The 22,436-nt window shown below is 67.6% G+C and carries 23 protein-coding genes and 1 pseudogene; 12 read left to right on the top strand and 12 right to left on the bottom strand.

The features are described from left to right. Positions 1–20: 20 nt before the first annotated feature. The gene (locus ABTW65_RS10535) at positions 21–485 is read right to left on the bottom strand and encodes a DUF4383 domain-containing protein (RefSeq protein ID WP_350660014.1); all 465 of its coding nucleotides are present in this window, start codon (positions 483–485) and stop codon (positions 21–23) included. 124 nt (positions 486–609) lie between these two features. On the opposite strand from ABTW65_RS10535, the pseudogene ABTW65_RS10530 reads away from it, so the two are divergent. From ABTW65_RS10530 to ABTW65_RS10520, 3 genes and pseudogenes are all read left to right on the top strand, one after another. Next, positions 610–774: pseudogene (locus tag ABTW65_RS10530) on the top strand (VOC family protein); the annotation flags it as partial. A gap of 67 nt (positions 775–841) precedes the next feature. After that, on the top strand, positions 842–1,111 hold the full coding sequence (locus ABTW65_RS10525) for a type II toxin-antitoxin system Phd/YefM family antitoxin (RefSeq protein ID WP_350660012.1): 270 nt from the start codon (positions 842–844) through the stop codon (positions 1,109–1,111). Further along, a complete protein-coding gene (locus ABTW65_RS10520) occupies positions 1,111–1,530 on the top strand; it encodes a type II toxin-antitoxin system VapC family toxin (protein ID WP_350660011.1) in 420 nt (139 codons plus the stop codon). Before ABTW65_RS10525 ends, ABTW65_RS10520 begins: the two co-directional genes overlap by 1 nt. Here ABTW65_RS10520 and ABTW65_RS10515 read toward each other — a convergent pair. Then, the gene (locus ABTW65_RS10515; RefSeq protein ID WP_350660010.1) at positions 1,511–2,692 is read right to left on the bottom strand and encodes a PucR family transcriptional regulator; all 1,182 of its coding nucleotides are present in this window, start codon (positions 2,690–2,692) and stop codon (positions 1,511–1,513) included. The genes ABTW65_RS10520 and ABTW65_RS10515 overlap by 20 nt on opposite strands. Positions 2,693–2,763: 71 nt before the next feature. On the opposite strand from ABTW65_RS10515, the gene ABTW65_RS10510 reads away from it, so the two are divergent. The 3 genes from ABTW65_RS10510 to ABTW65_RS10500 all read left to right on the top strand — a co-directional run bounded on the left by ABTW65_RS10510 (position 2,764) and on the right by ABTW65_RS10500 (position 5,953). After that, complete coding sequence (locus ABTW65_RS10510; RefSeq protein WP_350660009.1) at positions 2,764–3,924, top strand: ferredoxin reductase; 1,161 nt, start codon at positions 2,764–2,766, stop codon at positions 3,922–3,924. Between the two features lie 32 nt (positions 3,925–3,956). Next, the gene (locus ABTW65_RS10505) at positions 3,957–5,207 is read left to right on the top strand and encodes a fatty acid desaturase family protein (protein ID WP_350660008.1); all 1,251 of its coding nucleotides are present in this window, start codon (positions 3,957–3,959) and stop codon (positions 5,205–5,207) included. Between the two features lie 194 nt (positions 5,208–5,401). Continuing rightward, on the top strand, positions 5,402–5,953 hold the full coding sequence (locus ABTW65_RS10500) for a RipA family octameric membrane protein (RefSeq protein ID WP_350660007.1): 552 nt from the start codon (positions 5,402–5,404) through the stop codon (positions 5,951–5,953). On the opposite strand, the gene ABTW65_RS10495 is transcribed toward ABTW65_RS10500, so the two are convergent. Both ABTW65_RS10495 and ABTW65_RS10490 read right to left on the bottom strand, forming a co-directional pair. Next, positions 5,950–6,663, bottom strand: coding sequence for a Type 1 glutamine amidotransferase-like domain-containing protein (locus ABTW65_RS10495; RefSeq protein ID WP_350660006.1), 714 nt, complete (start codon positions 6,661–6,663; stop codon positions 5,950–5,952). The genes ABTW65_RS10500 and ABTW65_RS10495 overlap by 4 nt on opposite strands. 9 nt (positions 6,664–6,672) lie before the next feature. Then, entirely contained in the window at positions 6,673–7,194 is a 522-nt protein-coding gene (locus ABTW65_RS10490) for a winged helix-turn-helix domain-containing protein (protein ID WP_350660005.1), read from the bottom strand. Positions 7,195–7,422: 228 nt separating this feature from the next. Here ABTW65_RS10490 and ABTW65_RS10485 point away from each other — a divergent pair, with 228 nt between their 5' ends. Further along, positions 7,423–8,043 (top strand): hypothetical protein, encoded by a 621-nt coding sequence (locus tag ABTW65_RS10485; protein ID WP_350660004.1) that lies wholly within the window; start codon positions 7,423–7,425, stop codon positions 8,041–8,043. After that, entirely contained in the window at positions 8,040–8,537 is a 498-nt protein-coding gene (locus tag ABTW65_RS10480) for a hypothetical protein (protein WP_350660003.1), read from the top strand. Before ABTW65_RS10485 ends, ABTW65_RS10480 begins: the two co-directional genes overlap by 4 nt. Before the next feature lie 1,183 nt (positions 8,538–9,720). Here the strand turns inward: ABTW65_RS10480 and ABTW65_RS10475 are convergent. Next, on the bottom strand, positions 9,721–12,789 hold the full coding sequence (locus tag ABTW65_RS10475; RefSeq protein ID WP_350660002.1) for a M4 family metallopeptidase: 3,069 nt from the start codon (positions 12,787–12,789) through the stop codon (positions 9,721–9,723). A 165-nt stretch (positions 12,790–12,954) separates the two neighbouring features. Here ABTW65_RS10475 and ABTW65_RS10470 point away from each other — a divergent pair, with 165 nt between their 5' ends. Next, entirely contained in the window at positions 12,955–13,254 is a 300-nt protein-coding gene (locus ABTW65_RS10470) for a WhiB family transcriptional regulator (protein WP_350660001.1), read from the top strand. Here the strand turns inward: ABTW65_RS10470 and ABTW65_RS10465 are convergent. Continuing rightward, positions 13,251–14,153: a sigma-70 family RNA polymerase sigma factor gene (locus ABTW65_RS10465; protein ID WP_350660000.1), complete on the bottom strand. Its 903-nt coding sequence runs from the start codon at positions 14,151–14,153 to the stop codon at positions 13,251–13,253. The genes ABTW65_RS10470 and ABTW65_RS10465 overlap by 4 nt on opposite strands. A 147-nt stretch (positions 14,154–14,300) precedes the next feature. On the opposite strand from ABTW65_RS10465, the gene ABTW65_RS10460 reads away from it, so the two are divergent. Then, positions 14,301–14,765 (top strand): carboxymuconolactone decarboxylase family protein, encoded by a 465-nt coding sequence (locus tag ABTW65_RS10460; protein WP_350659999.1) that lies wholly within the window; start codon positions 14,301–14,303, stop codon positions 14,763–14,765. Positions 14,766–14,790: 25 nt separating this feature from the next. On the opposite strand, the gene pgm is transcribed toward ABTW65_RS10460, so the two are convergent. Next, on the bottom strand, positions 14,791–16,440 hold the full coding sequence (gene pgm, locus ABTW65_RS10455; RefSeq protein WP_350659998.1) for a phosphoglucomutase (alpha-D-glucose-1,6-bisphosphate-dependent): 1,650 nt from the start codon (positions 16,438–16,440) through the stop codon (positions 14,791–14,793). 38 nt (positions 16,441–16,478) lie between these two features. Between pgm and ABTW65_RS10450 the strand changes: the two genes are divergently transcribed. Beyond that, positions 16,479–17,270: a crotonase/enoyl-CoA hydratase family protein gene (locus tag ABTW65_RS10450; RefSeq protein ID WP_350659997.1), complete on the top strand. Its 792-nt coding sequence runs from the start codon at positions 16,479–16,481 to the stop codon at positions 17,268–17,270. Here ABTW65_RS10450 and ABTW65_RS10445 read toward each other — a convergent pair. The 3 genes from ABTW65_RS10445 to ABTW65_RS10435 all read right to left on the bottom strand — a co-directional run bounded on the left by ABTW65_RS10445 (position 17,252) and on the right by ABTW65_RS10435 (position 19,759). After that, positions 17,252–18,064: a hypothetical protein gene (locus ABTW65_RS10445; protein WP_350659996.1), complete on the bottom strand. Its 813-nt coding sequence runs from the start codon at positions 18,062–18,064 to the stop codon at positions 17,252–17,254. The genes ABTW65_RS10450 and ABTW65_RS10445 overlap by 19 nt on opposite strands. 85 nt (positions 18,065–18,149) lie before the next feature. Beyond that, positions 18,150–19,091, bottom strand: a complete 942-nt coding sequence (locus ABTW65_RS10440; RefSeq protein WP_350659995.1) for an oxidoreductase — start codon at positions 19,089–19,091, stop codon at positions 18,150–18,152. Between the two features lie 59 nt (positions 19,092–19,150). After that, positions 19,151–19,759, bottom strand: a complete 609-nt coding sequence (locus tag ABTW65_RS10435) for a LysE/ArgO family amino acid transporter (RefSeq protein ID WP_350659994.1) — start codon at positions 19,757–19,759, stop codon at positions 19,151–19,153. Between the two features lie 74 nt (positions 19,760–19,833). Between ABTW65_RS10435 and ABTW65_RS10430 the strand changes: the two genes are divergently transcribed. After that, positions 19,834–20,748 carry a LysR family transcriptional regulator ArgP gene (locus ABTW65_RS10430; protein WP_350659993.1) on the top strand — a complete coding sequence of 305 codons (915 nt, stop codon included), beginning with the start codon at positions 19,834–19,836 and terminating at the stop codon, positions 20,746–20,748. Here ABTW65_RS10430 and ABTW65_RS10425 read toward each other — a convergent pair. Together ABTW65_RS10425 and ABTW65_RS10420 are read right to left on the bottom strand one after the other, a co-directional pair. After that, positions 20,727–21,077, bottom strand: a complete 351-nt coding sequence (locus ABTW65_RS10425) for a DUF6458 family protein (RefSeq protein ID WP_350659992.1) — start codon at positions 21,075–21,077, stop codon at positions 20,727–20,729. The two genes, ABTW65_RS10430 and ABTW65_RS10425, sit on opposite strands and share 22 nt — an antisense overlap. A 91-nt stretch (positions 21,078–21,168) precedes the next feature. Further along, on the bottom strand, positions 21,169–22,392 hold the full coding sequence (locus ABTW65_RS10420) for an MFS transporter (RefSeq protein WP_350659991.1): 1,224 nt from the start codon (positions 22,390–22,392) through the stop codon (positions 21,169–21,171). Positions 22,393–22,436 lie beyond the last annotated feature (44 nt).

Genomic DNA, 22,436 nt, shown 5'->3' with positions numbered 1-22,436 from the left:
GAGCGCCTCTCTAGAATCGGTCAGAGCGGGCCAGGTCGATCTCCTGCCCGCGGGGTGCGCCCCAGTGCCAGGCCGATCCCGATCATCCCGGCACCGAGCACCAGATGGAGCCAGTTGTCGGCGTCGTTGAGCGGTACGAAGTTGGCGGTGCTCTGCTGGTCGATGACCAAGCCATAGATCCAGAGCACCAGGTAGATCGCCCCTCCGCCGATCAGGTAGGCGCGGGCTCCGTTCCACGAGGTGGCCAGGACGAGCCCGGCGATCCCGAACAGGAGATGCACGATGTTGTGCAGGATCGACACCTGGAAGATGCCGAGGAGCTGGGCGTTGGACTCGTGGCCGGCGAAGGTCATCGAGTCATAGTCGGTAGTGATGCCCGGGATGAACCCGAGGACTCCGACGAGCAGAAACGTTCCGGCCACGACCGTCGCTGCGGTCTGCAGCGTCGTTGCTGTCATGGACCGATAGGCAGTGGCGTCAGTCATGCCTGGCCTGGTACCCGTTCGTTGCGCTCGTATGCTGCTCCCACGCCTAGCTAGTTCTGCTAATCGGAAGGCTTACGTCCGGAACCCGGCCTAGCGTGCCTGGCCGAGCGAGCCCGAAGCCCAGCAGCAGGTGATCCACCTGGACATCGGAGTCACCGACCTGGCCGCGGCAGTCAACGACGCCGTCGACCTGGGTGCGCGGCTCGCGGACTTCCAACCCCAGGACGACGTACGCGTCATGCTCGACCCCGACGGCCACCCTTTCTGTCTCTATCCCGATCAGGCTTGAGCGCCAGCGTGGCCACAGCCCGATCGATCCGATAGAAAAGTTCTACGACCCGGGTTATCCTGGTTGCATGAGCGAAGTACGCGTGGGGGAGTTGAACCAGCAGACCGGGCGGGTGCTGAGACGAGTCCAGAATGGCGAGTCTCTGATCGTCACCGACCACGGCCGTCCGGTGGCGATGCTTGTTCCTGCGCCGACCAGCAAGTTCGATCGGATGGTCGCTCTGGGGCAGATTCGACTGCCGAGCAAGAACGATTGGGGTCTGCTGGACATCGAGCCGGTCACTCGGTCGGAGGACTTGGACGACGTTCTGGCTGAGCTTCGAGCGGACACGATCTGATGCTCGCGTACATCGACACGTCGGCGGCGGCGAAACTTCTTCTCGACGAGCCGGAGCGCTCATCTCTACGCGACCACCTGCAGGAGATGAAGGATCGCGGTGACCGACTGATCTCGTCGGACCTTCTTGATGTCGAGTTGGCGCGCATCTGCGTCCGGCTAGGCATCGATCAGGCGTTGGCGGGCCGGATCGTGGCGAGCGTGTCTCGAATGGGGATTCTGCCGGAAGTGATCGAGGAAGCGAAGGAGATCAAGCAGGCGGTCAAATCGCTCGATGCCATCCATCTCGGCACAGCCCTGCTCCTCGCCGAGGAGGCCGAGGGAGATGAGGCGGTCGAGCAGATCATCACGTACGACGACCAGATGGCCCGGGTAGCCGAAGAGCTTGGCTTCGAGGTGGTCAGCCCAGGGCGACGGTGAGGGCGAGGAGCATCGCGGGGTCGTCCAACCGGTCCCCGTACACGTCGCGCAGCTGCCCCATCCGGTAGCGGACGGTCTGGGGGTGGATGAAGAGGTCGGCGGCGACCTCGTCGCGCCGGCCCTGGTGGAGGAGCCAGGAGCGGAGGGTTTCGGTGAGCTTCTCGGCGGTGGCCGGGCGCAGGTCGGCCAAGGGGGCGAGAACCTGGGCGCGCAGGTCCTCGCGAGCATCGGCGTCGGCGGAGAGGACGAGTTCGACCAGGTGCTGCTCGGTGTCGGAGCCGAGGCCCGCCTCCTGGGCGCGGCGGGCGCGCTCGTAGGAGATCCGGGCCTCGCGCCAGGGCTTGGCCGGACCGGCGATCGACCGGCGACCCTCCAGCGCCTTCATCAGGGCCCGGCGGCGGCGACCGTGGGCGTCGGGGACCAGCAGCAGGGTGTGGTCGTCGAGGTCGCGCAGGTCGTCGTGTTCCAGGGTGCCCTGGTTGACCTTGGCGAGGATGGTGCCGACCTGGGAGTTGGGGACGAGTACGGCGGTCAGCGTGCTCGGCGGGGTCCACTCCGCCCGCACCGCGGCGTCGTCGAGCTCCTCCGGGGTCGCCTCGGCCAGCAGTTTGCGGGCCAGCCGCTCGCGCAGCTGGCGGCGTACGCGTCCGGTCGTGGCTCGCTCGTCGGCATGCCCGGCCGCCGAGGCCTCCGAGATCTCGTCGATCCAGGCGAAGACCAGCGCGGAGAATTCCACCAGCATCGCCGGTGCCATGCCGCCCTCGACGGCCTTGCTGGCGAGCTCTCGCCAGGCCACCCGGGCACCGATGCGGTAGGCGGCCAGCAGGGCCTCCATCGTCCGTCCGCTCCTGGCCTCGCCGCGGCCCAGGTCGTAGGCCCCCTGGACCGCCGGCGGCGTCGCAGCCGACACGTCGGAGGCCAGGCCCGCCCCGGAGGCGAGCGACAAGAATCCGCCCAGCGCTACGCCGACCGCGTTCCGGATGGTCTCGCCCATGTGCCCCGAGAGTGCGTCCTGGTAGGGAGGCACCTCGGCGATGATCGCGGCGACCACGTCGTCGCCGACCTGGGGGAGCACGGCACGGATCGAGGCGACGACCTCGGGCGTCAGATGGACGTCATAGGACGAAAGAGCCGGCACATCTCGGGAACTTTTGTTCGTCACGTATAAATCCGCCTATCAGATTCACGTCGCTAACACAGGAGTTTACCTCGTATAAGTAGCACTATGGATACATGGCTGAGATCTCTACATCCCCCGCCCTGTTCGCCCCGGGCGAGGCCAGGCGACCCGCGCTGCGGGAGAGGCTCTCCCGCAAGGTGTGGGGAGTCGCCGAGAAGATCGCCACGCCCCTGGCGCCGGCCGACTACCTGGACATGTTCAACCCGCTCCGACCCGGCGCTGACCTGCGAGGACGCGTCGTCAAGGTCACCCCGGAGACCGCCGACGCGGCCACCATCGAGATCAAGCCGGGCGCCGACTGGAACGGTCACACCCCGGGTCAGTACGTCCGCGTGGGCGTCGACGTCAACGGCGTACGCCACTGGCGGGCCTACTCCTTGACCCACGGCCCCCGCAAGGACGGCCTCATCTCGATCACCGTGAAGGCCGTGCCCGACGGCAAGGTCTCCAGCCACCTGGTGCGCCGCCTGCGCCCCGGCAAGATCGTTCACCTCGAGCAGGCCGCCGGCGACTTCGTCCTGCCCAGCGACCTGCGCGGCCACAAGTTCCTGATGGTCACCGCCGGCTCCGGCGTGACCCCGGTCATCGGGATGCTGCGCAACCTCTTCCCGGTCACCGACGAGGGCGTCGTCGAGCACCAGCGGCTCGACGTCACCGTCGTCCACGTCGCCCCGAGCCGCCCCGACTCGATCTTCATCCGCAATCTCGAGTCCCTCGCCGAGGCCGGCGCGATCCGCCTCGTGACCCGCTACACCGGCTCCGAGGGCCGCATCGACATCGACACCCTCACCGAGCTCGTCCCCGACCTGAAGGAGCGCAAGGCGTACGCCTGCGGTCCCGCCGGTCTCCTCGACAACCTCCAGGCCTGGTACGACGAGGCCGGGCTGCCGCTCCAGACCGAGCAGTTCCGTCTGGCCACCGTCGTGACCAGCGAGGGCGGCACCGTCGCCTTCACCGGCAAGACCGTCGACGCACCTGGTGACAGGCCGATCCTCGACGCCGCCGAAGAGGCCGGCGTCCTCATGCCGAGCGGCTGCCGTATGGGCATCTGCTTCGGCTGTGTGCTCCCGATGAAGGAGGGCGCCGTCCGCGACCTCCGCAATGGCGAGCTCACCGTCGCCCGCCCGGGTGAGACCGGCCCCGAAGGGGTACCGATCCAGACCTGCATCTCCGCCGCCGCCGGCGAGTGCGTCATCGACCACCCTGCCTCCTGAAGCATCCCCCACAAGACGAGAGCGAGACAGCCATGACCATCGCACCTGATGCCCCGGCCTACACCGGCCCGATCGCCCACCTGACCCGCGACGACATCGAGCAGCTCGGCCGCGAGCTCGACGCCATCCGCCAAGAGGTCATCGACACCCGCGGTGAGCGGGACGCGGCCTACATCCACAAGGTCATCAAGGTCCAGCGCTCGCTGGAGCTCGGCTCCCGTGCCGTCCTGCTCGCGAGCATCTTCCCGCCGGCGTTCGTCGTCGGCACCGTCGGTCTCTCGATCGCCAAGATCCTGGACAACATGGAGATCGGCCACAACATCATGCACGGCCAGTGGGACTGGATGCGTGACCCGAAGATCCACTCCACCGTGTGGGAGTGGGACAACGCGTCGACGAGCGAGGGCTGGAAGCACTCCCACAACGAGCTGCACCACACCTACACGAACATCGTCGGCAAGGACAACGACCTCGGCTGGGGCATCATGCGCGTCGACGAGGAGCAGCGCTGGACGCCGTCGAGCCTGTTCCAGCCCGCGATGAACTTCATCAACATGTGCATCTTCGAGTATGGCATCGCGATGTACGACCTCGAGCTCGGCCGGGTGATCCGGCAGAAGAAGAAGGGTCGCCGCCCGTCCGCCGAGTGGCAGATGTCGGCGAAGCGTACGCTCGCCAAGATCCGCCGCCAAGCGTTCAAGGACTACGTCGCCCACCCGCTCGTCTCGATGGTCACCCTGTCGGGCCCGACGACGCTGCTGGCCAACGTGATCGCCAACTTCACCCGCAACGTCTGGACCCACTCGGTGATCATGTGCGGTCACTTCCCCGAGGGCGTCGAGACCTTCGAGCTCAAGGACATCCCGGAGAACGAGACCCGCGGTGAGTGGTACGTCCGGCAGATGCTCGGCTCGGCCAACATCTCCGGCTCGAAGTTCCTGCACGTGATGTCCGGCAACCTGTCCCACCAGATCGAGCACCACATCTTCCCGGACCTGCCGTCGAACCGCTACGCCGAGATCGCGCCGAAGGTCCGCGCGCTCTTCGACAAGTACGACCTCAACTACCACAGCGCGCCGATGCCGCAGCAGGTCGCTTCCGCGTGGCACAAGGTCCTGCGCCTCTCGCTGCCCAACGGCTTCCTCGAGTCCACCAACGTACGCAACGCCCCCTCGCAGGTCGTCAAGCTCGTCAAGGCGGTCCGCGGTGACACCCGCACCCGCCGCCGCCTGCTGAAGGAGTTCGAGGCGGCCGGCGCGGCCTCGGTCGGCAAGGCCATCTAGTTCGATACGACGGGGAGTTCTGCAGGGCGTACCAGTCGGTAACCCCTGCCGAACTCCCCGTCGTTCCCGTCGGGGGTCGTACGCGCCCGAGCGCCGCAGAGGAACACCTCGGTCACACCTGGACCACGGTGACGAATGTCGTATGGACATCCCCCGCCGGGACCGGTAGACAACTAGGCACTATGGAGAACGAGTTGATTCCCGGAACCGGGTCGCCGACCGCGGTGCGCAGCTATGTGACCGCCAACAAGCCGAACCCGTCGGCGCTCGCCGAGGGTCTGTGGGTGCTTCCTCCCGACGTGCTCTCCAGCGGTGACCGCGCGATCCTCTTCGACCAGTACAAGCTCTATGTCGCCGAGGCCGAGCGGCTCAGCGTGCGGCGTACGCTCACCAGCGCGTTCCTGCTGGTCCTCAACGTCGGGCTCCTGGTCGCCGGCACGGCGCTCGTGGCCAGCTCTCCCGAACAGCCCTGGCTCTTCACGGTCGCCCTGATCGCCGCCCTCGGCTCGTGCCTCGGCTGGTTCTGGATCATCCGCTCCTACCGGCAGATGGCGAGCGGGAAGTACTCCGTCATCTCCCACCTGGAGAAGCAGCTGCCCGCGGCGCCCGGCGTCGCGGAGTGGTCGGCCGTCGGCCTCGGTCGCGACAGCTCGCGCTACCTGCCGATGAGCAACATCGAGGTGTGGGCGCCCGCGCTCTTCGGCTTCTGCCACGTTGCGACGTACGCCCTGCTCTACCTGCCCTAGTCGAGCACCCTCACCTCGAGCGGGGTCTCCCCGTCCGGCCCGACGGCGTAGGCGACGGCGTCGGGCCGCTCGCTGATCGCCTCGACCAGCTCGCCGTCGCGCCACAGCAGGGCGACGCCGTCGTCGGCCGCGTAGCCGGCGGGCAGCGCCCCGGAGCCGACGAACCGGACGTACGTCTCGCGCCGGTCCGCCTCGCCGAGGAAGTGCGGGCAGAACGAACCGGGGAGGAAGCCAAGGCCGTCGGGGAGCGGGGCGGTGGGGCCGAAGGAGTCGGTCGAGGAAGCCTCGTACCAGCAGTTGGCCCCGGCCGAGATCCCGGCCAGGATCGTGCCGCCGGCGGCGGCCTTCTCCAGCAGGGCGGGCAGCCCGTGCAGCCGCCACACCGCCAGCAGGTTGGCCGTGGACCCGCCGCCGACATAGACGATGTCCTGGTCGAGCAGCTGCTCGAGCTCGTTGATCGGAAGCGCGTGCCCTTCGGGCGCCTTGTTGAACAGCGACAGGACCTTCGCCTCGGAACGGTCGGCGTACGCGGCGAGGAACTTGTCGTGATAGCTGTCCGCGTCCCCGCTCGCGGTGCCGATGAAGCAGACCTTGGGCCGCGTGTTCCCACTCAGCCGGTGCAGCTCCGCATCGAGGGGTGAGACGTCCCGCCCGTGCACCTCCGGCATCGAGAAGCCGCCACCGCCCATGGTCAGGATCGTTCCGCGCATGGGCGGAGTCTAGGACGCGATCTCCGCTGCATCGTCCAGAATGTCGAGCCTGTAGCCGAACCCCCGCAGCGCGGCAATCTCAACCGATGATGCGGGGCCGAGGCGCTTGCGGAGGCGACGGACGGCGGTGGCGATCGTGTCAGGATCGCCGAGGTAGGGCTGATGCCATACGCGGTTGCTCAGTTCCTCATACGACCACGCATGGCCGGGATGGTCATGCAAAAGTGTCAGGAGGTCGAACTCTCGGGGGCTGAGCCTGAGGTCTCGGCCTTCGGCAAGCGCCCGGCGACCGCCGTGATCGAGTAGCACCCTGCTCGTGACTGCCCTGACATCGATCGGTGCAGCCGCCGACATGGTGATCTGTTGACTTGCCATCGAGGTCAACGTGGAGATGGCGGCGTGGGCATCGGCGGCTTTGGTCAAGACAACGTCGTTGTCCAGGATGCGCGAGATCTGCTCGACTGCGCCCTGCGGAAGACCAATACACAGGACCTGAGGCTTCGCGGGATCCGGACCCGAGACTGCAACCACGTGTACTCCTGAACTGCTGACGATGCCTGTGGGGGTTTACGTACGCCGTGACAATGTAACCGCCGCACTGCGTAGATTCTCCCCCTGGGTATAGCTTGATGCTCCGTTGTCGCCGAACTGTCGGAGAAGTGCCGGAGTTCCTCCATTGTTCTCGACATCCCGATCGATCAATATCGGAGGCCAGCGGGGCCGCACCAGTGGGTCCGCACCAGAGGACAGGAGTGGTGTATGGGCTTCAACAGAACGTCAGCGTTGAAACACAAGCAGAAGCTCGTCGGCGCCATCATCGCGAGTGCGGCGGTTGCGGCTGCGGGTTGTGCCGTAGCGATGGCGCAGTCATCAACTGCCAGTGCGGCGTCAGGCTCCAGTGCGGTCGCTGCGGCCGCGGTGGCAGCTCCGGTGTACGCGCAGTCGGTTACCGCCGAAACTGCAGTTGTTGATGGTGTCGTATCTCGTCAAATTGCTGACGATGACATCAAACCCATCGAGGCTGAGATGGCGAATTCGACCGCGCGGTCGGCGTACAAGTTCGGCGCGGACAGGATCGTTGTGTCCAGGGCGACTAACGGACTCGGCGAGTCGCGTACCGTATTTTCGCGGATGGTCTACGAGCCTGATCTCCAGGAATGGTATGCGGAGGAAGCCGTTGACCGTCCTGTTGAGGCCAATCAGTTGGGTTTCACCTGGGCCAGATTTGAACTGCCAAGTGGAGATCAGGTCTTCGTTTGGGACGGCAAGCCAGTCGGCTCCGATTTGTATGTGGGAATGGCCCACTTCTCGGGTGCACGTGAGTCGGGTGCGGCCATCTACAACGAGCTCGTCATGGAAGGCGAGGTTGGTCTCGGATGATTCGCCGTGTAATCGTCGTGCTTTCAGTGGCCATTGCGACGTTGACCATGTCCGCAGGCAGTGCTAATGCGGCAGAGAAGACGACATGCTCATCAGGCTACTATTCGGATCGTGTGGTCAGTAGGGCCTACACGGACAAGAGTGGACACCTCGTCGGCGCGCAGATCGACGGGATCGACTACGCGGACCACGTCAATTGTGTACTGGGGAACACCTACCCCTCTGAGCACATTGTCGATATCTACCGTAGTGGTGGCGTCTACAAGTACGCCAACGGATCGTATTCACTCTGCTACATTGTGACTGGGAAATGGATGGGCTACTTCAACGGAACCCGGGTAACTTGGGGTGTCGACCTTGACGGGTCCCATATCAGTCCGTCCAAGTGCGGCTGGTCCTACGGGCCGATCAAGGTTAGGAATTACGCCAAGGGCCAGTGGGATAATGGCACTGTGAAAACTGTGACGACGATCGTCACGGACAGTAGACTCTAGGAGAGATCTTGCGCTCGATCCGCAACTTGATTGTCGTACTTCTATCTCTGACCTTGGTATTTTTGGTTGGTGAGATGGTTCTCGGGCTTGACATGTTGTCAGTAATCGACTCTTTTGTGCGGAGTCAGTTTCTCCAGACTGCCTCTGGAGTCGCCGTGGGCGTATTCGCGGGGCTGTCGGCTGATCGAGTATTCAGGAATCGGTCACTGAATCAGCGCGATGATCAAGTCGTCAAAAGATAGCAAAACTGTAAACGGCCCCGCTGGAGCGAATTCCGGCGGGGCCGTCGCGTTGGAGCATACTTGACTACGCGGGTCACCTCACGGCGATAGGAGCGTCCCTCTTTCGAGGGAGTAGATTCGGCTCCGCCCCACTTGGGCGAAGATCAGTGATCTGGTCGGCGTGCGTAGCAGCCAGGTGGCCGGCAGGGTCGGCTGGGTAGTGTTCGTGTGCGACCCCGGGGCGATCGGTTAGCACAAAGGCCCTGGTCGGTGAGCGCCGCGCTGGGCGCGCGATATCTTGAGCATGTCGGTAAGGCACGCAACGGTTCGGGTTGGCGGTGCTGGAGTCCAGCGCACCGTGGCCATAGCGAAGGCGTCGCAGGCAGATGTTGGCGGGGATACTCGAAGGCCGACTCGGGACGAGTCCTCATCGAGGTGGGCGTGGACCGGCGTCGTTGTGCATGATGTGCGAGTCCAACTGCGGGTTCTGGTCGTGGCAACGGATCCAGGAACGCTGCTGGGGCGGCCAGATCGCCGCCGCGCGTGCTCTACGACGTGGCCGTGCTCCGCCTCGAGGCAGAGAATCGAATACGAGCTCTGCTGGATCGGCTACTAAAAAGGAACGGCGGATCGATCCACAGATCGGGTCAGGCTGCGGATCGACCCACGTGGGTCCCGCTTGGGTTCGTCTCCTACGTCCTGACTCGTGCCACAGGGGTGGCATAGGTGCGGGTCGCGAACTCATTACCAGTCTGATCGGCGGCGCCACTCCCGGCGTGTCTGAGGGGGCTCGAACGAGATCAAGTGTTCGTCGGATGATCCTGAAGTATCGAGCGGCCGGCATGTTGGCCCCGGTTCGGCTGACCCCGCGCATCCGAGGGAAGCCGCGAATGTGATGAGTCTGATTGCGGAACGGTCCCGCCGGGTGTACGCCCGGCGGGACCGTTAGATGACGCAGGATCCTACTTGACCCTCACGGTCACCACCTTGGTGATCGCCTCGTTGTTCCGGTCACCCGAGTAGACCACCTTGTAGGTGTGCGTGCCTCGGATCGCCCGGAAGGTCGCCTCCTCCTTCTTCAGAGTGAAGCGGCCGACGCGGACGCCGTTCTCGCTGACGACGATCTCGCCGGAGGCGCGCTTGCCGTCGACGGTGATCTCGACCTTGCCCCACCTGGGCGAGGTGGCGGAGATCTCCGGGACCGCCTTCTCGGTGCAGTAGCTCAGCGAGACGTTGTCGATGGCCCAGCCCCTGGCCCCGCCACAGCCGTCGCGACCGAAGTCGAAGCGGAACTGCACGGTGTCGCCGGCGGCGGCGATCGAGTCGAGCTTCACGATCGTGGTGCCCCACTGGCCGGTGAAGCTGTTGCCGTCCGAGCCGGTCCAGGCCGCCTCGCCCTCCATGAATCCGCTGCCGACACTCATCGTGCCGCCCGGCGCGTTGAAGGCGTACGCGGTCTGGTCGACGACCTTGAACTCGCCGCCGTTGACCGATGCCTTGACGTTGCCGCCGTCATAGCCCCACTCGGTGAGGACCGAGTGGTCGAAGCTCAACCGCGGCGACAGGCCGCCGGGGACGGTGAGGGTCGGGCTGACCAGGCCGTTTCGGCTGGTGATGTCGCCCGTCGCCGAACCGCAGGCGCCCTCGTTCGGGTCCGGTGCGAACGCAAGACCGCTCTCGTTGCCCTCGACGTCCGAACCGGCCTCCCAGGGGTAGTCGTTGCCGGGGACCAGTGCCTCGGCGTCCTGGGTCCAACCGGTCAGACCGTCCTCGAAGTCCTCGGTGTAGGTGGTGACCTCGTTGGTGCCCTCGCCACACAGGGCGGGGGTGTTCGGGTCGAGCATCGGCCCGAAGTTGCACTGGACGGGCTCCTCGGTCAGCTCGGTGGCCGTGTTGGCCGCCGAGACCGCCGCACAGTCAGCGGCCGTGATCGGCTCCAGAGCCGGAGCCTCGGCCTCGCCACCCGGAGTCTCGCCGCCGCCGGTCTGCGGCGTCGAGCCGCCCAGGGTGAGCTTCTTGAGCGTGGTCACACCGGTCAGGTCGGCGCACGAGGAGACGATCGCCTGGGCGTACTCGGGGAAGCCCGAGGTCGGCGTCAGGTAGTTCGTCTGGGCGTGCCAGATCAGGTTGGCCGCCTTGTCCAGGCCGATGCTCGCGACGTCGACGTCGTTGTAGGAGCCGCCGTCCACGAGCAGGGCGTAGTGGTGGTTGATGACACCGGAGTTGACGTGGACGCCGCCGGAGTCGGTGGCGCCGTCGCAGTGGTACTCCTCGTCGGAGACCTTGCCCGGGTCGCCGTAGCAGTTCGGGTTCCACATGTCGCGGATCGCGCCGCCGAAGGCGGTGGAGTCCTCACCCATCAGCCAGCGTACGGACTCGTCCTTGGTGTCGGCCGAGGTGTCCTTGATGGTGATGTTGACCGTGCCGGTGGCGTTCTTGATCTTCTGGCCGGTGGCGTAGTCGGTGGTCGCCCCGTAGATGTCGGAGTTGCCGGAGATGCTGCCGATCGACTCGCCTTGCCGGAACGCGATCACAACGCCCTTGGCGCCGGCGTTCTTCGCGTTCGCGACCTTCTGGGTGAACGGGCAGGTGCCACGGTCGACGAGCACGAACTTGCCGTTGATCGCAGCGGCGTTCTCCAGCGGCGAGCAACCGTCGGTGGTCGTCGGCCCACCGCTGTTGGCGGCGTCGAGGCCGACCACGATGTCGCTGGTCACTCCGGCGGTCGGGTAGACCGGGCCGAAGTTGGCAGCGGCGGCCGGGCAGTCGCCGGCCACGTCGGCGGGAGAGTTGATGGTCAGGGTGATGGCGCCGCGGGTGGAGGAGGAGCAGTTTCCAGCCGTACGGGCCACGTCGTCAGTGGTGTTCTCACGGGTGTTGAGGAAGTCGACCGTGTTGCCCCACATGTCGGAGTACGCCTCGTTGAGCGCACCCGGCTGCCACTGGTAGATCAGGCCGGAGGTGTGCTCGGTGTAGGCGTGGCCCCACTCGTGCGCCACCACGTCGTCGGAGGTGACGCCGGAGCAGTAGTTGGTGGTCTCGCCGTTCCAGTTGGCGTTCGGGCACGAGATCGCCGGGTCGTTGTTGACCGTGATCATCTTCGAGCCGTTGCCGTCGTAGGAGTCGCGGCCGAAGGTGTTCTTGAAGAGCCAGTAGGACTCGCCGGTGGTGGCGACCTCGTTCTGCTGGTCCTGGTCGAGCGTGCCCGGGAAGGCGTCGTTCTCGGTCCAGACGGTCGCGTCGTCGCCAGTGTCGGGGGTGTTGTGCTTCTCGACGAGCTCACGGTCGGTGGCGGCGTGGAGCATCGAGTAGCGGTTGACCGGCTTGCCGCTGGCGGCGTCGAGTACGACGACCTCGCGCACGGTGGACCGGTTGGACACCTCGACGACCCAGGCGAGCAGGCTCTTGCCGCTCACGCCCTGGGCCGCGCCCATGCGGTAGATGTTGAGGTCGGCCTTGACGACCTCGACGCCGGTGGTGTCGACCTTGTCGGCGTGGGCCTCGGCCGGCTTCGCCTTCACCAGCTCGAGCGCCTTGGCGCCGGCCTTCTCCTTCGACCACTTCGGGGTCGTGCTGAGGTCGAGGTTCGGGGCGGCGAAACCGTTGACCGAGGTCAGGTCGCCTGCCTTGTCGACGTGGGCCTTCAGGACGCCGCCGAAGACCGGCACGTCCTTGTAGGCCTGCTCGAACTCGACCGTCCAGCCGGCCGGGGTGGTGCTGACCTTCGACTGGTCGAGCTGGCCGGCCTCGGCACCGAAGACCGAGGCGTACTTGTCGAGGTATTCGCGTGCCTTCTCGGCCGCCTCCGACTTGCTGTCAGCGGTGACGCTGGGCAGCAGGTCGCCCTTGGTGGACGCATAGCCGATCAGGCCGGTGGCGCCCTCCTTCTTGAGGGTCACGGTCTGATCGGCCGCAGCCTTCAGTTGATCGATGCCGCTGGGATCCGGTTCCGCAGCGATGGCAGCGATCGGTGTGACCACCAGGCCTGCCGCGACGAGCGCAAGGCTGATTCCTTGCTTTCCGAGCTTCACGGGTTGCTCCTCTCGGGGTTCCGCCGCGTCGAGTCGCGGCGATTTCGCATCGTAGAGAGATTTGCGATGAAGAAGGGTGCAAACGCGAAACACGAGTCCGAAACGATTCGCCCTCGGGAGATTCTCAGTGAGGGATCCTCAGGGGCGATCTAAGGTAGTTTCCCGATGTGCGGGCCTACCTCAGGCGCAGATTCTCAAGGGGTGCCCTTGGAGATCATCCCGCCTTTGTACGCCGCCGGCCTACCGTGCCACGGAGACGACTCTGCGTTGTGGTTCTCAGAGTCCCCCGCCGCCCTCGAGGTGGCCAAAGATCGCTGCCTCGACTGCCCGGTGATGCGTGAGTGCCTCTCCGGTGCCCTGGCCCGCTCCGAACCCTGGGGCGTCTGGGGCGGCGAGATCGTCGAACGCGGCCAGGTGGTCACCCACAAGCGTGGCCGCGGCCGACCCCGCCGCCAGGCCGCCTAAGCCTGGTCGTGCGCTGACTCCATGCCCAGGCTCGCGGCGAGCTTCGCGACCTGGGCGGGGGCGGCGTACGCCTCGATCTCGGTGATCCGTCCGTCGACCACGGTGAAGGCCATGACGCTGTAGAGCTTCCCGTGGAAGGTGATCGCGACGCCGGCGGAGCCGTTGACGAGGGCCGAGTGGGTGATGCGGTCGGCGTGGGCGTACATGACGGCGTTGCCCGCGACCTTCGCCGCGCCGCGGTAGGTGGTGATCCCGGAGCCGATATCGGAGTGCAGGACGACATCGGGGTGGAGCGCACCGATCAGCCGGTCCAGGTCGCCGTCCTGGGCGGCGGCGAAGAAGGCGTCGACGACCTCGCGCTGAGCGGTGACGTCGTTCTCGGGCGTACGTCCTCGAACCCTGCGTCGGGCGCGGCTCGCGAGCTGACGGGTCGAGTCCGAAGAACGGTCGAGCATCGTCGCGATCTCGTCGAAGGGCACGGCGAAGAGATCATGGAGTACGAAGGCCAGCCGCTCGTCCGGGGAGAGCTGGTCGAGCACGACCAGGAGAGCGATGCTGACCGAGTCGGCGAGCATCGCGCGCTCGGCCGGGTCCTGGGTCGCGCCATCGGCGAGGACGACCGTGGGGTCCGGCAGCCGGTCCCCGGGTAGCTCGGAATCAAGGGACAGCTCGCCGCGGGTCTTGCGCGAGCGGAGCATGTTGAGCGAGACGCGGGCCACCACGGTCGTCAGCCAGCCGCCGATGTTGTCGATCTCGTCGGCGTCGCTGCGGCTCAGCCGGAGCCAGGCGTCCTGGACGGCGTCCTCGGCCTCGGAGGTCGATCCGAGCATCCGGTAGGCCACCCCGAACAGGTGTCGTCGCTCCTCCTCGAAACGCTCGGCCAGCCACTCCTGCTGCATCGTCGGTCCTCTCGATCGTGCGGCCCGCACAGTGCGGGCCCTCATAGACCCGACCCGCGAAGCAGACCAGATGTGACCGCTTCCGTGAAAGAAATTTTTCTTTCACCGACCTGTCACATCGCTGCGGCGGGGCGGGTCAGGGATGGCATGAGCAACCGAATGAAGAACCCCGCAGAAGTCATCCCGCAGGCATTTAAGGGCATCGGCAACCTCCTGGCCGCCGTGGCCGAGGGTGGTCTTCACGAGACCACGACGGAGCTCGTCGCCATCCGGGTGAGCCAGCTCAACGGCTGCGCCGCCTGCCTCCAGGGTCATGCCGTACGTCTCGCCGACGTCGGCCTGCCGATCGAGAAGGTCGTCGGTCTGGCCGCTTTCCGTGAGTCGCCCTTCTTCGACGAGGCCGAGAAGGCAGCACTCTCCCTCGCCGATGCCCTCACCCGCCTTGCCGACTCCGAGGACGCGGTGCCGGACGAGCTCTGGCGTGAGGTCACCAAGCACTACGACGAGAAGCAGACCGCGGCCCTGGTTCTCTGCATCGCCACCCACAACCTCTTCAACCGGGTCAACGTGACGGTGCGGGAGGACGCCGAGCACCCGTTCTGGATGCGTTGATCTCGAAGCTGGGGCGGACGGGAGGTCAGGCCAGGGCGGCGGAGACGACCGCCTTGGCCTCCTCCTGGACCTTCGCCAGGTGGTCAGGACCTCGGAACGACTCGGCGTAGATCTTGTAGACGTCCTCGGTCCCCGACGGTCGGGCCGCGAACCAGGCCGACTCGGTGGTCACCTTCAGGCCGCCGATGGCCGCACCGTTGCCCGGCGCCTCGGTGAGCTTGGCGGTGATCTCCTCGCCAGCGAGGCTCGTCGCGGTCACGGCATCGGGGGAGAGGCCAGCGAGCTTCGCCTTCTCCTCGCGCGAGGCAGGGGCGTCGATCCGGGCGTACGCCGGGGCGCCGTGCTGCGCGATCAGCTCCGCATAGCGCTGCGACGGCGTCTTCCCGGTGCGCGCCAGGATCTCGGAGGCGAGCAGGGCGAGGATGATGCCGTCCTTGTCGGTGGTCCACACGGTGCCGTCGAAGCGCAGGAACGAGGCGCCCGCCGATTCCTCGCCGCCGAAGCCGAACGAGCCGTCGATCAGCCCCGGTACGAACCACTTGAACCCTACCGGAACCTCGACCAGCGGCTTGTCGAGCGCACCGGCGACCCGGTCGATCATCGAGGACGAGACCAGCGTTTTGCCGATGCGCGCGGTCGCCGGCCAGTCGGGACGCGCGCCGCCGAAGAGGTGGTCGATCGCGACCGCGAGGAAGTGGTTGGGGTTCATCAGGCCGGCGTCGCGCGTGACGATCCCGTGCCGGTCGGAGTCGGCGTCGTTGCCGGTGGCGATATCGAACTCCGGAGTGCTCTCCAAGAACCGCACCAGCTCGGCCATCGCGCTGGGGGAGGAGCAGTCCATCCGGATCTTGCCGTCCCAGTCCAGCGGCATGAAGCGCCAGGTCGGGTCGACCAGCTCGTTGACCACGTTGAGGTCGATCTTGTGCCGCTCGGCGATCTCGCCCCAGTAGGCGACCGAGGCCCCGCCCAGCGGATCGGCGGCGATCTTCACCCCGGCATCGCGGATGGCGGCCAGGTCGACCACGTTGGGCAGGTCGTCGACGTAGGAGCCCAGGAAGTCGTACGCCTCGGCTCGTCGCTTCGCGGCGGCGAACGGCACTCGCTTGACGCCGGAGAGCCCGGCGCGGATCAGCTCGTTGGCGCGCGCGGCGATGACCTTGGTGGCGTCGGAGTCCGCCGGGCCGCCGTGGGGCGGGTTGTACTTGAAGCCGCCGTCGGAGGGCGGGTTGTGGGACGGGGTCACGACGATCCCGTCGGCGAGGCCGGCGCCCGACAGCCGGCCGGCGTTGGCACGAAGGATCGCGTGCGAGATCGCCGGTGTGGGCGTGTAGCCGTCGCGGTCGTCCACCAGCACGCGTACGTCATTGGCGACCAGCACCTCCAGCGCACTCGCCCAGGCGGGCTCGGAGAGGCCGTGGGTGTCGCGCCCGATGAACAGCGGCCCATCGATTCCCTGCGAGGTCCGGTAGTCGACGATCGCCTGGGTCGTGGCCAGGATGTGCGTCTCGTTGAAGGCTGACTTGAGCGAGGACCCACGATGCCCCGAGGTGCCGAAGACGACCTGCTGGGCCGGATCGTCCGGGTCCGACTGCAGGTTGTAGTAGGAGGCGACCAGGTGAGGTACGTCGACCAGGTCGGCGGGCGTAGCGAGCGTTCCAGCGCGTGGGTCAGCCATGTGCCCCATCATGCCTACTGCCCCGTAATGTTCTCCCCATGCCCCTCGTCACCACCGAAATCAACGACGGCATCGCCCAGGTGCGTCTCAACCGCCCGGACAAGCTCAATGCGCTGACCCTCGACCTGCTCCGGGAGCTGGTCGACACCGCCAAGGAGCTCGGCAAGAACCACGATCTGCGCGCGGTGGTCATCGCCGGTGAGGGGGACGCGTTCACCGCCGGTCTCGACTTCGCCTCGGTCCTGCGCGACCCGAAGAAGATCGTGGGCGCGTTCCTGCCCGTGCCCTTCCGTGGCACCAACCTCTTCCAGGAGTCGGTGTGGGCCTGGCGCCGGCTTCCGGTCCCGGTGATCGCGGCCGTCCACGGTCACTGCCTCGGCGGCGGCGTACAGATCGCCCTCGGCGCCGACTTCCGCATCGCCGAGCCCGACTCGCAGTGGTCGGTCCTCGAAGGCAAGTGGGGCATCATCCCCGACATGACCGGCATCCGGTCGCTCTCGGAGGTCGTCGGCATCGACACCGCCAAGAAGCTCACTATGACCGCCGAGCAGTTCTCGGGCGAGCGTGCCTACGAGCTGGGCCTGGTCACCGAGCTCTCCGCTGACCCGGTGGCCACCGCGACCGCCTTCGCCCGCAAGCTCTCCGAGCGTTCCCCCGACCAGCTCGCCGCCGCCAAGCGCCTCTTCAACGACACCTGGTACTCGCCCATCAAGCGCACCTTCTCCCGCGAGCGCATCGAGCAGCTCCGCCTCCTCTTCGGCGAGAACACCAAGATCGCCCGCGAGGCCGCCTTCAAGCGCGAGAAGCCGACCTACAAGCCCCGCCGCTGACCCGAATCAGCCGAGGCGTCACCCGCGTCGGCCGAGACGTCACCCCCGTCGCCCGAGGCGTCATCCGCTGCCGTCTCGGCCAGCGCGCGTGACGTCTCGGCCGACGTACCTGACGCTTCGGCCTGCGCGGCCGACGCTTCGGCGTGCTTGCGGCGGCGCTTGATCTCGCCCTGGGCGAGGACGAAGGCGAGGACGACGGGCCAGACGTACTTCAGGTTGTTGGCGACCCACTTGACCCATTCGGGGACCTGCACGTTCGGCAGGTCCGGCCAGGGGATCGACGGCCACGGGACGCTGGGCAGGTCGGGGAGCGGCAGGTCGGGGAGGTCCGGGAGGTTCGGGAGCGGCAGGTCGACGTCCGGGAGCGAGATCCGGGAGACGATCCACGCGACGACCATCGCGGCGACGATGCCGCCGACCACGCCCGCGGCGCCGCCGAGGGTCTCGATGAGCGCATAGCGCTTGGGGTGGTCGATCACCCGGCGTTCGTACGCAGCGGCCCGTGACCCCGGCTCCGGGGTGAGGTCGACGCCACCGATGCCGGTCATCCCGGCCAAGTCCTCGCCGGGCTCGAAGTAGGTCGCGCGGCGCGGCGTGCCGAGCCCCGAGTGGATGACGAGCAGGGTCCCGTGCTCCTTGCTCTCCAGCCGCGCCCGGTCGTCGGAGGTCTTCTTGGTGAGGACCTCTTCGCCGTCGACGGTCCACACGAACGTACGGATGATCTCCCCGGTCACCTCGAGATGGTGGGTGTGTTCGGAGATCGTCCGCGACCAGATCTGGACCTTCTTGCTCACCCTGGTGAATCTAGGATCCGGGACACAGTCAAGGCATCGGCCGGAGGTAGCGACCGGGCTCAGACTTTGGTCAGGGGTAGGCCAATCAGGGGTAGCACAGCCCCGTGGTCTGCTCGGAGAGCTCCCACAGTGCCCGCGCCGCCTCGGGGTCGCGCGCGAGGCGCGTCGCGGTGACCGGCTTCGGCACCCCGCGACCCTCGAAGGCGTCGCTCGGCCCGATGTACGTCCCGGGCTCCAGGTCCGGGTAGGTCGCCGCCATCAAGGCTGGCCAGGCGCCGGCCTCGGGGGTCTGCGCCATCGCTCGGACGGCGGCCTCGCCGATGCTCGCGATCGGAGCGATCATGCGCTGGGAGGCGCCGTTCGCCATGAGGTGGGTGGCGGCGAGCCCCGGGTGGGCGGCGTACGCGCCGACCGGCAGCCCCGCCTTCTCCAGGCGTCGCTGGAGCTCGAAGGTGAAGAGCAGGTTGGCGAGCTTTGACTGGGAGTAGACGCCCCACGGCGAATAGCGGCCGACCTGGACCGTCGGGAACCCGAGCGGCGCCTTGCGGGCCACCTTGTGTGCCACGCTCGCCATGGTGACGATCCGCCCCTCGCCGCTCTCCGCCAGCGGCTCGAGCAGCAGCCCGGTCAGCAGGAACGGCCCGAAGTGGTTGGTCGCCATCTGCAGGTCGAGGTCGTCCACGGTCCGCGACTGCGGCGTCGCCATCACACCGGCGTTGTTGACCAGCAGGTGCAGCGGTCCGCCGCCGTCGAAGGTCGCCGCCGCGATCGCCTCGGCCCCCGCCCGCACCGCCTGGAGCGAGGAGAGATCGAGCGCGACCCGGTCGAGGCCGGCGCCGGGAACCTCCTCGGTCAGTGCCTCCGCAGCCGCGTCGAGCTTCTCCCAGGACCGCCCCGCCAGGATCACTCGTGCCCCCGCGGCAGCGAGGCCGCGCGCGATGAAGTAGCCGATCCCGCCCAGCGTCGGTCCGGTCACCACGGCGTTCTTGCCGGTCAAGTCAGGAATATCGGAGGTCGTCCACGGCATGCGGCCACACTAGGCCGCCGGTCAACACATTGGCTGGATTTGAAAGTCGCCCCGCCCGATCAGCCCAGTCCGCCCAGCGCGAGCCCGCCCGCGATCGCGAGCATCATGCACCCGATGAGACTGTCGAGCACCTGCCAGGCGCGCCGGCTGGCAAGCAGCGGCGCGAGGAGCCGGGCGCCGTAGCCCAGCCCGGCGAACCAGACGATGCTGGCCACGCAGCCGCCGATGGCGAACCCCCATCGCGCCGAGCCGTACGTTGCCGCGATCGACCCGTGGAGCACAAGTGTGTCGATGTAAACATGCGGATTGAGCCAGGTGAAGGCAGCGGCCTTGGCGATCACGCGGGGGAGCGTCTCGCGGGGCGCATCCGCAGCATCCATCCCCGAGGGCCGCAGCGCCCGCCGGAACGACCCGATGCCGTACCAACCGAGGAACACGACCCCGAACCAGCGCAGCACCTCCACCGCCCACCCCGCGCTCTCGACGACCGCTCCCATGCCGGCGACCCCGGCGCAGATGAGGAGGAGGTCGGAGACCGCGCACACGGCCACCACCGCGAGCACGTGCGAGCGCAGGATGCCCTGCCGAAGGACGTACGCGTTCTGGGACCCGATGGCGATGATGAGGCTGAGTCCGGTGAGGAGGCCGGCGAGGCTGGCGTTGATCACACCAGCGACGCTAAGCCGCCACGCACCTACAGACCAGCGAAAGAATCTTACCGAAGATAAGCCACACTTAAGTCATGACCGCCCTCGACCCGACCCAGCTCGAGACCCTCGTCGTGATCGCGGAGGAAGGCACCTTCGACGCCGCGGCGAGACGCCTCCACATCACCCCGAGCGCCGTCAGCCAGCGGATCCGGGTGCTCGAGCGGGCGGCCGGGCAGGTGCTGGTGCGGCGTACGACTCCCTGCACGCCCACCGAGGCCGGCGAGCCCCTGATCAGGCACGGCCGCCAGCTCCGCCTGCTGCTCGACGAGGCCGCCGCGACCCTGAGCTCGGGCGACAGCAGCGACGACACCGTCATCGACCTCTCGGTCGTGGTCAACGCGGACACCCTCGCGACCTGGTTCCGTCCGGTCCTCGACGAGGTGGCGACCTGGGACCGGACGGCGCTGCGGATCACCGTGGAGGACCAGGGCTACTCGGCCGACGCGCTGCGCCGCGGCGAGGTCCTCGCCGCGGTCACCAGCGAGCCGAAGCCAGTCCAGGGCTGCACGGTTGAGCCGCTCGGCCGGCTTCGCTACACCCCCGGCGCGGCGCCGGCGCTCATCGAGCGTCACCGCAAGGGCAGAGGCATCGACTGGGGCGCCATCCCGATGATCGTCTTCAACGAGAAGGACCATCTCCAGGACGAGGTGCTGGCCGCGCACGGCGCGACCCGGCCACCGGTGGTCCACCGGGTCCCGAGCAGCCACGACTTCCACGAGGCCATCCGGCGCGGCCTCGGCTGGGGGATGCTCCTCGACGCCCAGGCCGAGGCCGACCTCGAGTCAGGGGCGACGGTCCCGCTCCCGGGCGCGAAGCCGATCGACATCCAGCTCTTCTGGCAGCGCTGGCGTCTCGACTCGATCGCTCTCGACGACCTGAGCGAAGCCGTACGCCGCGCCGCCAGGTCGCAGCTGCGCCGGGTGCGTCAGCCCCGGCCGCCCGGATAGCCGCCCTGCGACGGGCCCGGGCCCTGGCCGGGAGGGTAGTTGCCCTGCTGCGGCGGGTAGTTGCCCTGGGGCTGGCCGGGATAAGGGCCCTGCGGCTCCGCGGGGTAGGGGCCGACGTCGTAGCGGCGGTGCTCGACGGCCGTGGTGTGCTGCGAGCGGTTCACCGACAGCAGCACGCCGATCGCGATCGCGAGTGCGCCGGCGATGGTCAGGATCCAGCCGAGCGGTTCGGTGGCGATGGCGTTGGCGATGTCGTCGGGCAGATCGACCGCTCCGGTGAGCAGGATGAGTCCGAGGACCAACAGAATGATCCCAAGGCCGATGGTCATGACAGAACTCCAGACGTGAGAAGGCTGGCGTTCAACGCTACCCGCCTGTTTCGGTCAGGCATACCGTCCCCTGCATCGCGGTCGACGCCACTCAGGCCGTACGCCGCGCCCCAGAGACCCCACGAGCCGCGATCCCGAGCAGCACCAGCAGGAGCGCGCCGAAGGCGAGCATCGCCGGCTCGGTCGCGACGTACTGCAGCAGGATCCCCAGCAGCACCACCGGCACCGTGATCCCGAGATAGGCCATCAGGAAGAGCCCGGCCAGCGCCTCGCCGCGGCTGTTCGCCGGCGCCACCGAGATCACGGTGGCGATCGCAGCCTTGAACGACATCCCGGACCCGGCCCCGGTGACGACGGCCCCGACGACCAGCACCCAGAACGTGCCGGACATCAGGGCGCCGACGACCAGGATCAGTCCGGTGGTCAGTGCGACCAGCCCGACGACGTACAGCCTCGGGCGCGGCCAGCGCCCGGCCAGCACCTGGAAGAGCGCCGCGGCCCCGAAGATGGAGAAGCCGACCACGCCCGCGACGGCGTGCGAGTGCATGTCCAGATCCTCGGCGAGGAACGACGGCACCAGGGAGGTGAAGAAGCCGAACATCGCGAACGCCACGAAGCTCGCCATCCCCGCGGCGAAGTAGGCGCCGCGTGCATCCGCCGGCACCCGCACCCGTTGCGGCCGGTAGGTCCACCCCGGCTGGTCGGTGTCGACCGTCTCCGGCGCCGCCACGACCGCGAGCAGCCCGAGCACCATGAGGAACGCGAAGACCGCGTACGGCGTGTAGAGCGGTCGCGGCGCCCACTCGGCCAGGGCGCCGGCGACCAGTGAGCCCAGCCCGAGGCCACCGATGTTGGCCGCGGTCGCGACCACCTCGGCCCGAGTAGCCGGAGCCCCGGGACGGCTACGCCGGTGCAACTCGGCGAGGTGGGCCGTCGCGGTCGCGGTCAGCATCCCGACGCCGAGCCCGGACAGCAGCCGCGCCAGCAGCAGCCAGCCCAGCTCATGGGTCGAGAGGAAGATCAGCGCCGAGAGCACGTTGAGCAGCACCGCCGGCGCCACCACCCGCCGTCGCCCGAACCGGTCCGAGAGGTGGCCGGCGAGGAAGAGCGAGACCGCCACCCCCGCCCCGTACGTCGCGAACACCACCGTGATCACGAACGAGCCCCAGCCCTGCTCGTCGACGTAGAAGACGTAGAGCGGAGCCGGCGCGGCCGCGAAGCCCATCGTCACCGCGAACAGGAACGCCACCGACCAGAACCCGCGAGTGTGATGCGCGGAGTTCGTACGCAGCCGGGGCTCGGTCACAGAGGTCACGTGACTTCTCAACCACTTCGGGTGCCTGAGGAATTCCGCCAGAC

The sequence above is a fragment of the Nocardioides sp. NPDC127503 genome, assembly GCF_040302165.1.
Taxonomy (GTDB): Bacteria; Actinomycetota; Actinomycetes; order Propionibacteriales; family Nocardioidaceae; genus Nocardioides.
This window is presented reverse-complemented; position numbering and strand designations above follow the sequence as displayed.

Bases quoted from the DNA above. Each gene is read 5' to 3' on its own strand.
- ABTW65_RS10450 (WP_350659997.1), top strand. From the start codon at position 16,479: ATGCCCCTCGTCACCACCGAAATCAACGACGGCATCGCCCAGGTGCGT.
- ABTW65_RS10525 (WP_350660012.1), top strand. From the start codon at position 842: ATGAGCGAAGTACGCGTGGGGGAGTTGAACCAGCAGACCGGGCGGGTG.
- ABTW65_RS10425 (WP_350659992.1), bottom strand. From the start codon at position 21,077: ATGACCATCGGCCTTGGGATCATTCTGTTGGTCCTCGGACTCATCCTG.
- ABTW65_RS10440 (WP_350659995.1), bottom strand. From the start codon at position 19,091: ATGCCGTGGACGACCTCCGATATTCCTGACTTGACCGGCAAGAACGCC.
- ABTW65_RS10465 (WP_350660000.1), bottom strand. From the start codon at position 14,153: ATGCAGCAGGAGTGGCTGGCCGAGCGTTTCGAGGAGGAGCGACGACAC.
- pgm (WP_350659998.1), bottom strand. From the start codon at position 16,440: ATGGCTGACCCACGCGCTGGAACGCTCGCTACGCCCGCCGACCTGGTC.
- ABTW65_RS10460 (WP_350659999.1), top strand. From the start codon at position 14,301: ATGAGCAACCGAATGAAGAACCCCGCAGAAGTCATCCCGCAGGCATTT.
- ABTW65_RS10510 (WP_350660009.1), top strand. From the start codon at position 2,764: ATGGCTGAGATCTCTACATCCCCCGCCCTGTTCGCCCCGGGCGAGGCC.
- ABTW65_RS10430 (WP_350659993.1), top strand. From the start codon at position 19,834: ATGACCGCCCTCGACCCGACCCAGCTCGAGACCCTCGTCGTGATCGCG.
- ABTW65_RS10535 (WP_350660014.1), bottom strand. From the start codon at position 485: ATGACTGACGCCACTGCCTATCGGTCCATGACAGCAACGACGCTGCAG.
- ABTW65_RS10495 (WP_350660006.1), bottom strand. From the start codon at position 6,663: ATGCGCGGAACGATCCTGACCATGGGCGGTGGCGGCTTCTCGATGCCG.
- ABTW65_RS10470 (WP_350660001.1), top strand. From the start codon at position 12,955: ATGTGCGGGCCTACCTCAGGCGCAGATTCTCAAGGGGTGCCCTTGGAG.
- ABTW65_RS10520 (WP_350660011.1), top strand. From the start codon at position 1,111: ATGCTCGCGTACATCGACACGTCGGCGGCGGCGAAACTTCTTCTCGAC.
- ABTW65_RS10505 (WP_350660008.1), top strand. From the start codon at position 3,957: ATGACCATCGCACCTGATGCCCCGGCCTACACCGGCCCGATCGCCCAC.
- ABTW65_RS10485 (WP_350660004.1), top strand. From the start codon at position 7,423: ATGGGCTTCAACAGAACGTCAGCGTTGAAACACAAGCAGAAGCTCGTC.
- ABTW65_RS10480 (WP_350660003.1), top strand. From the start codon at position 8,040: ATGATTCGCCGTGTAATCGTCGTGCTTTCAGTGGCCATTGCGACGTTG.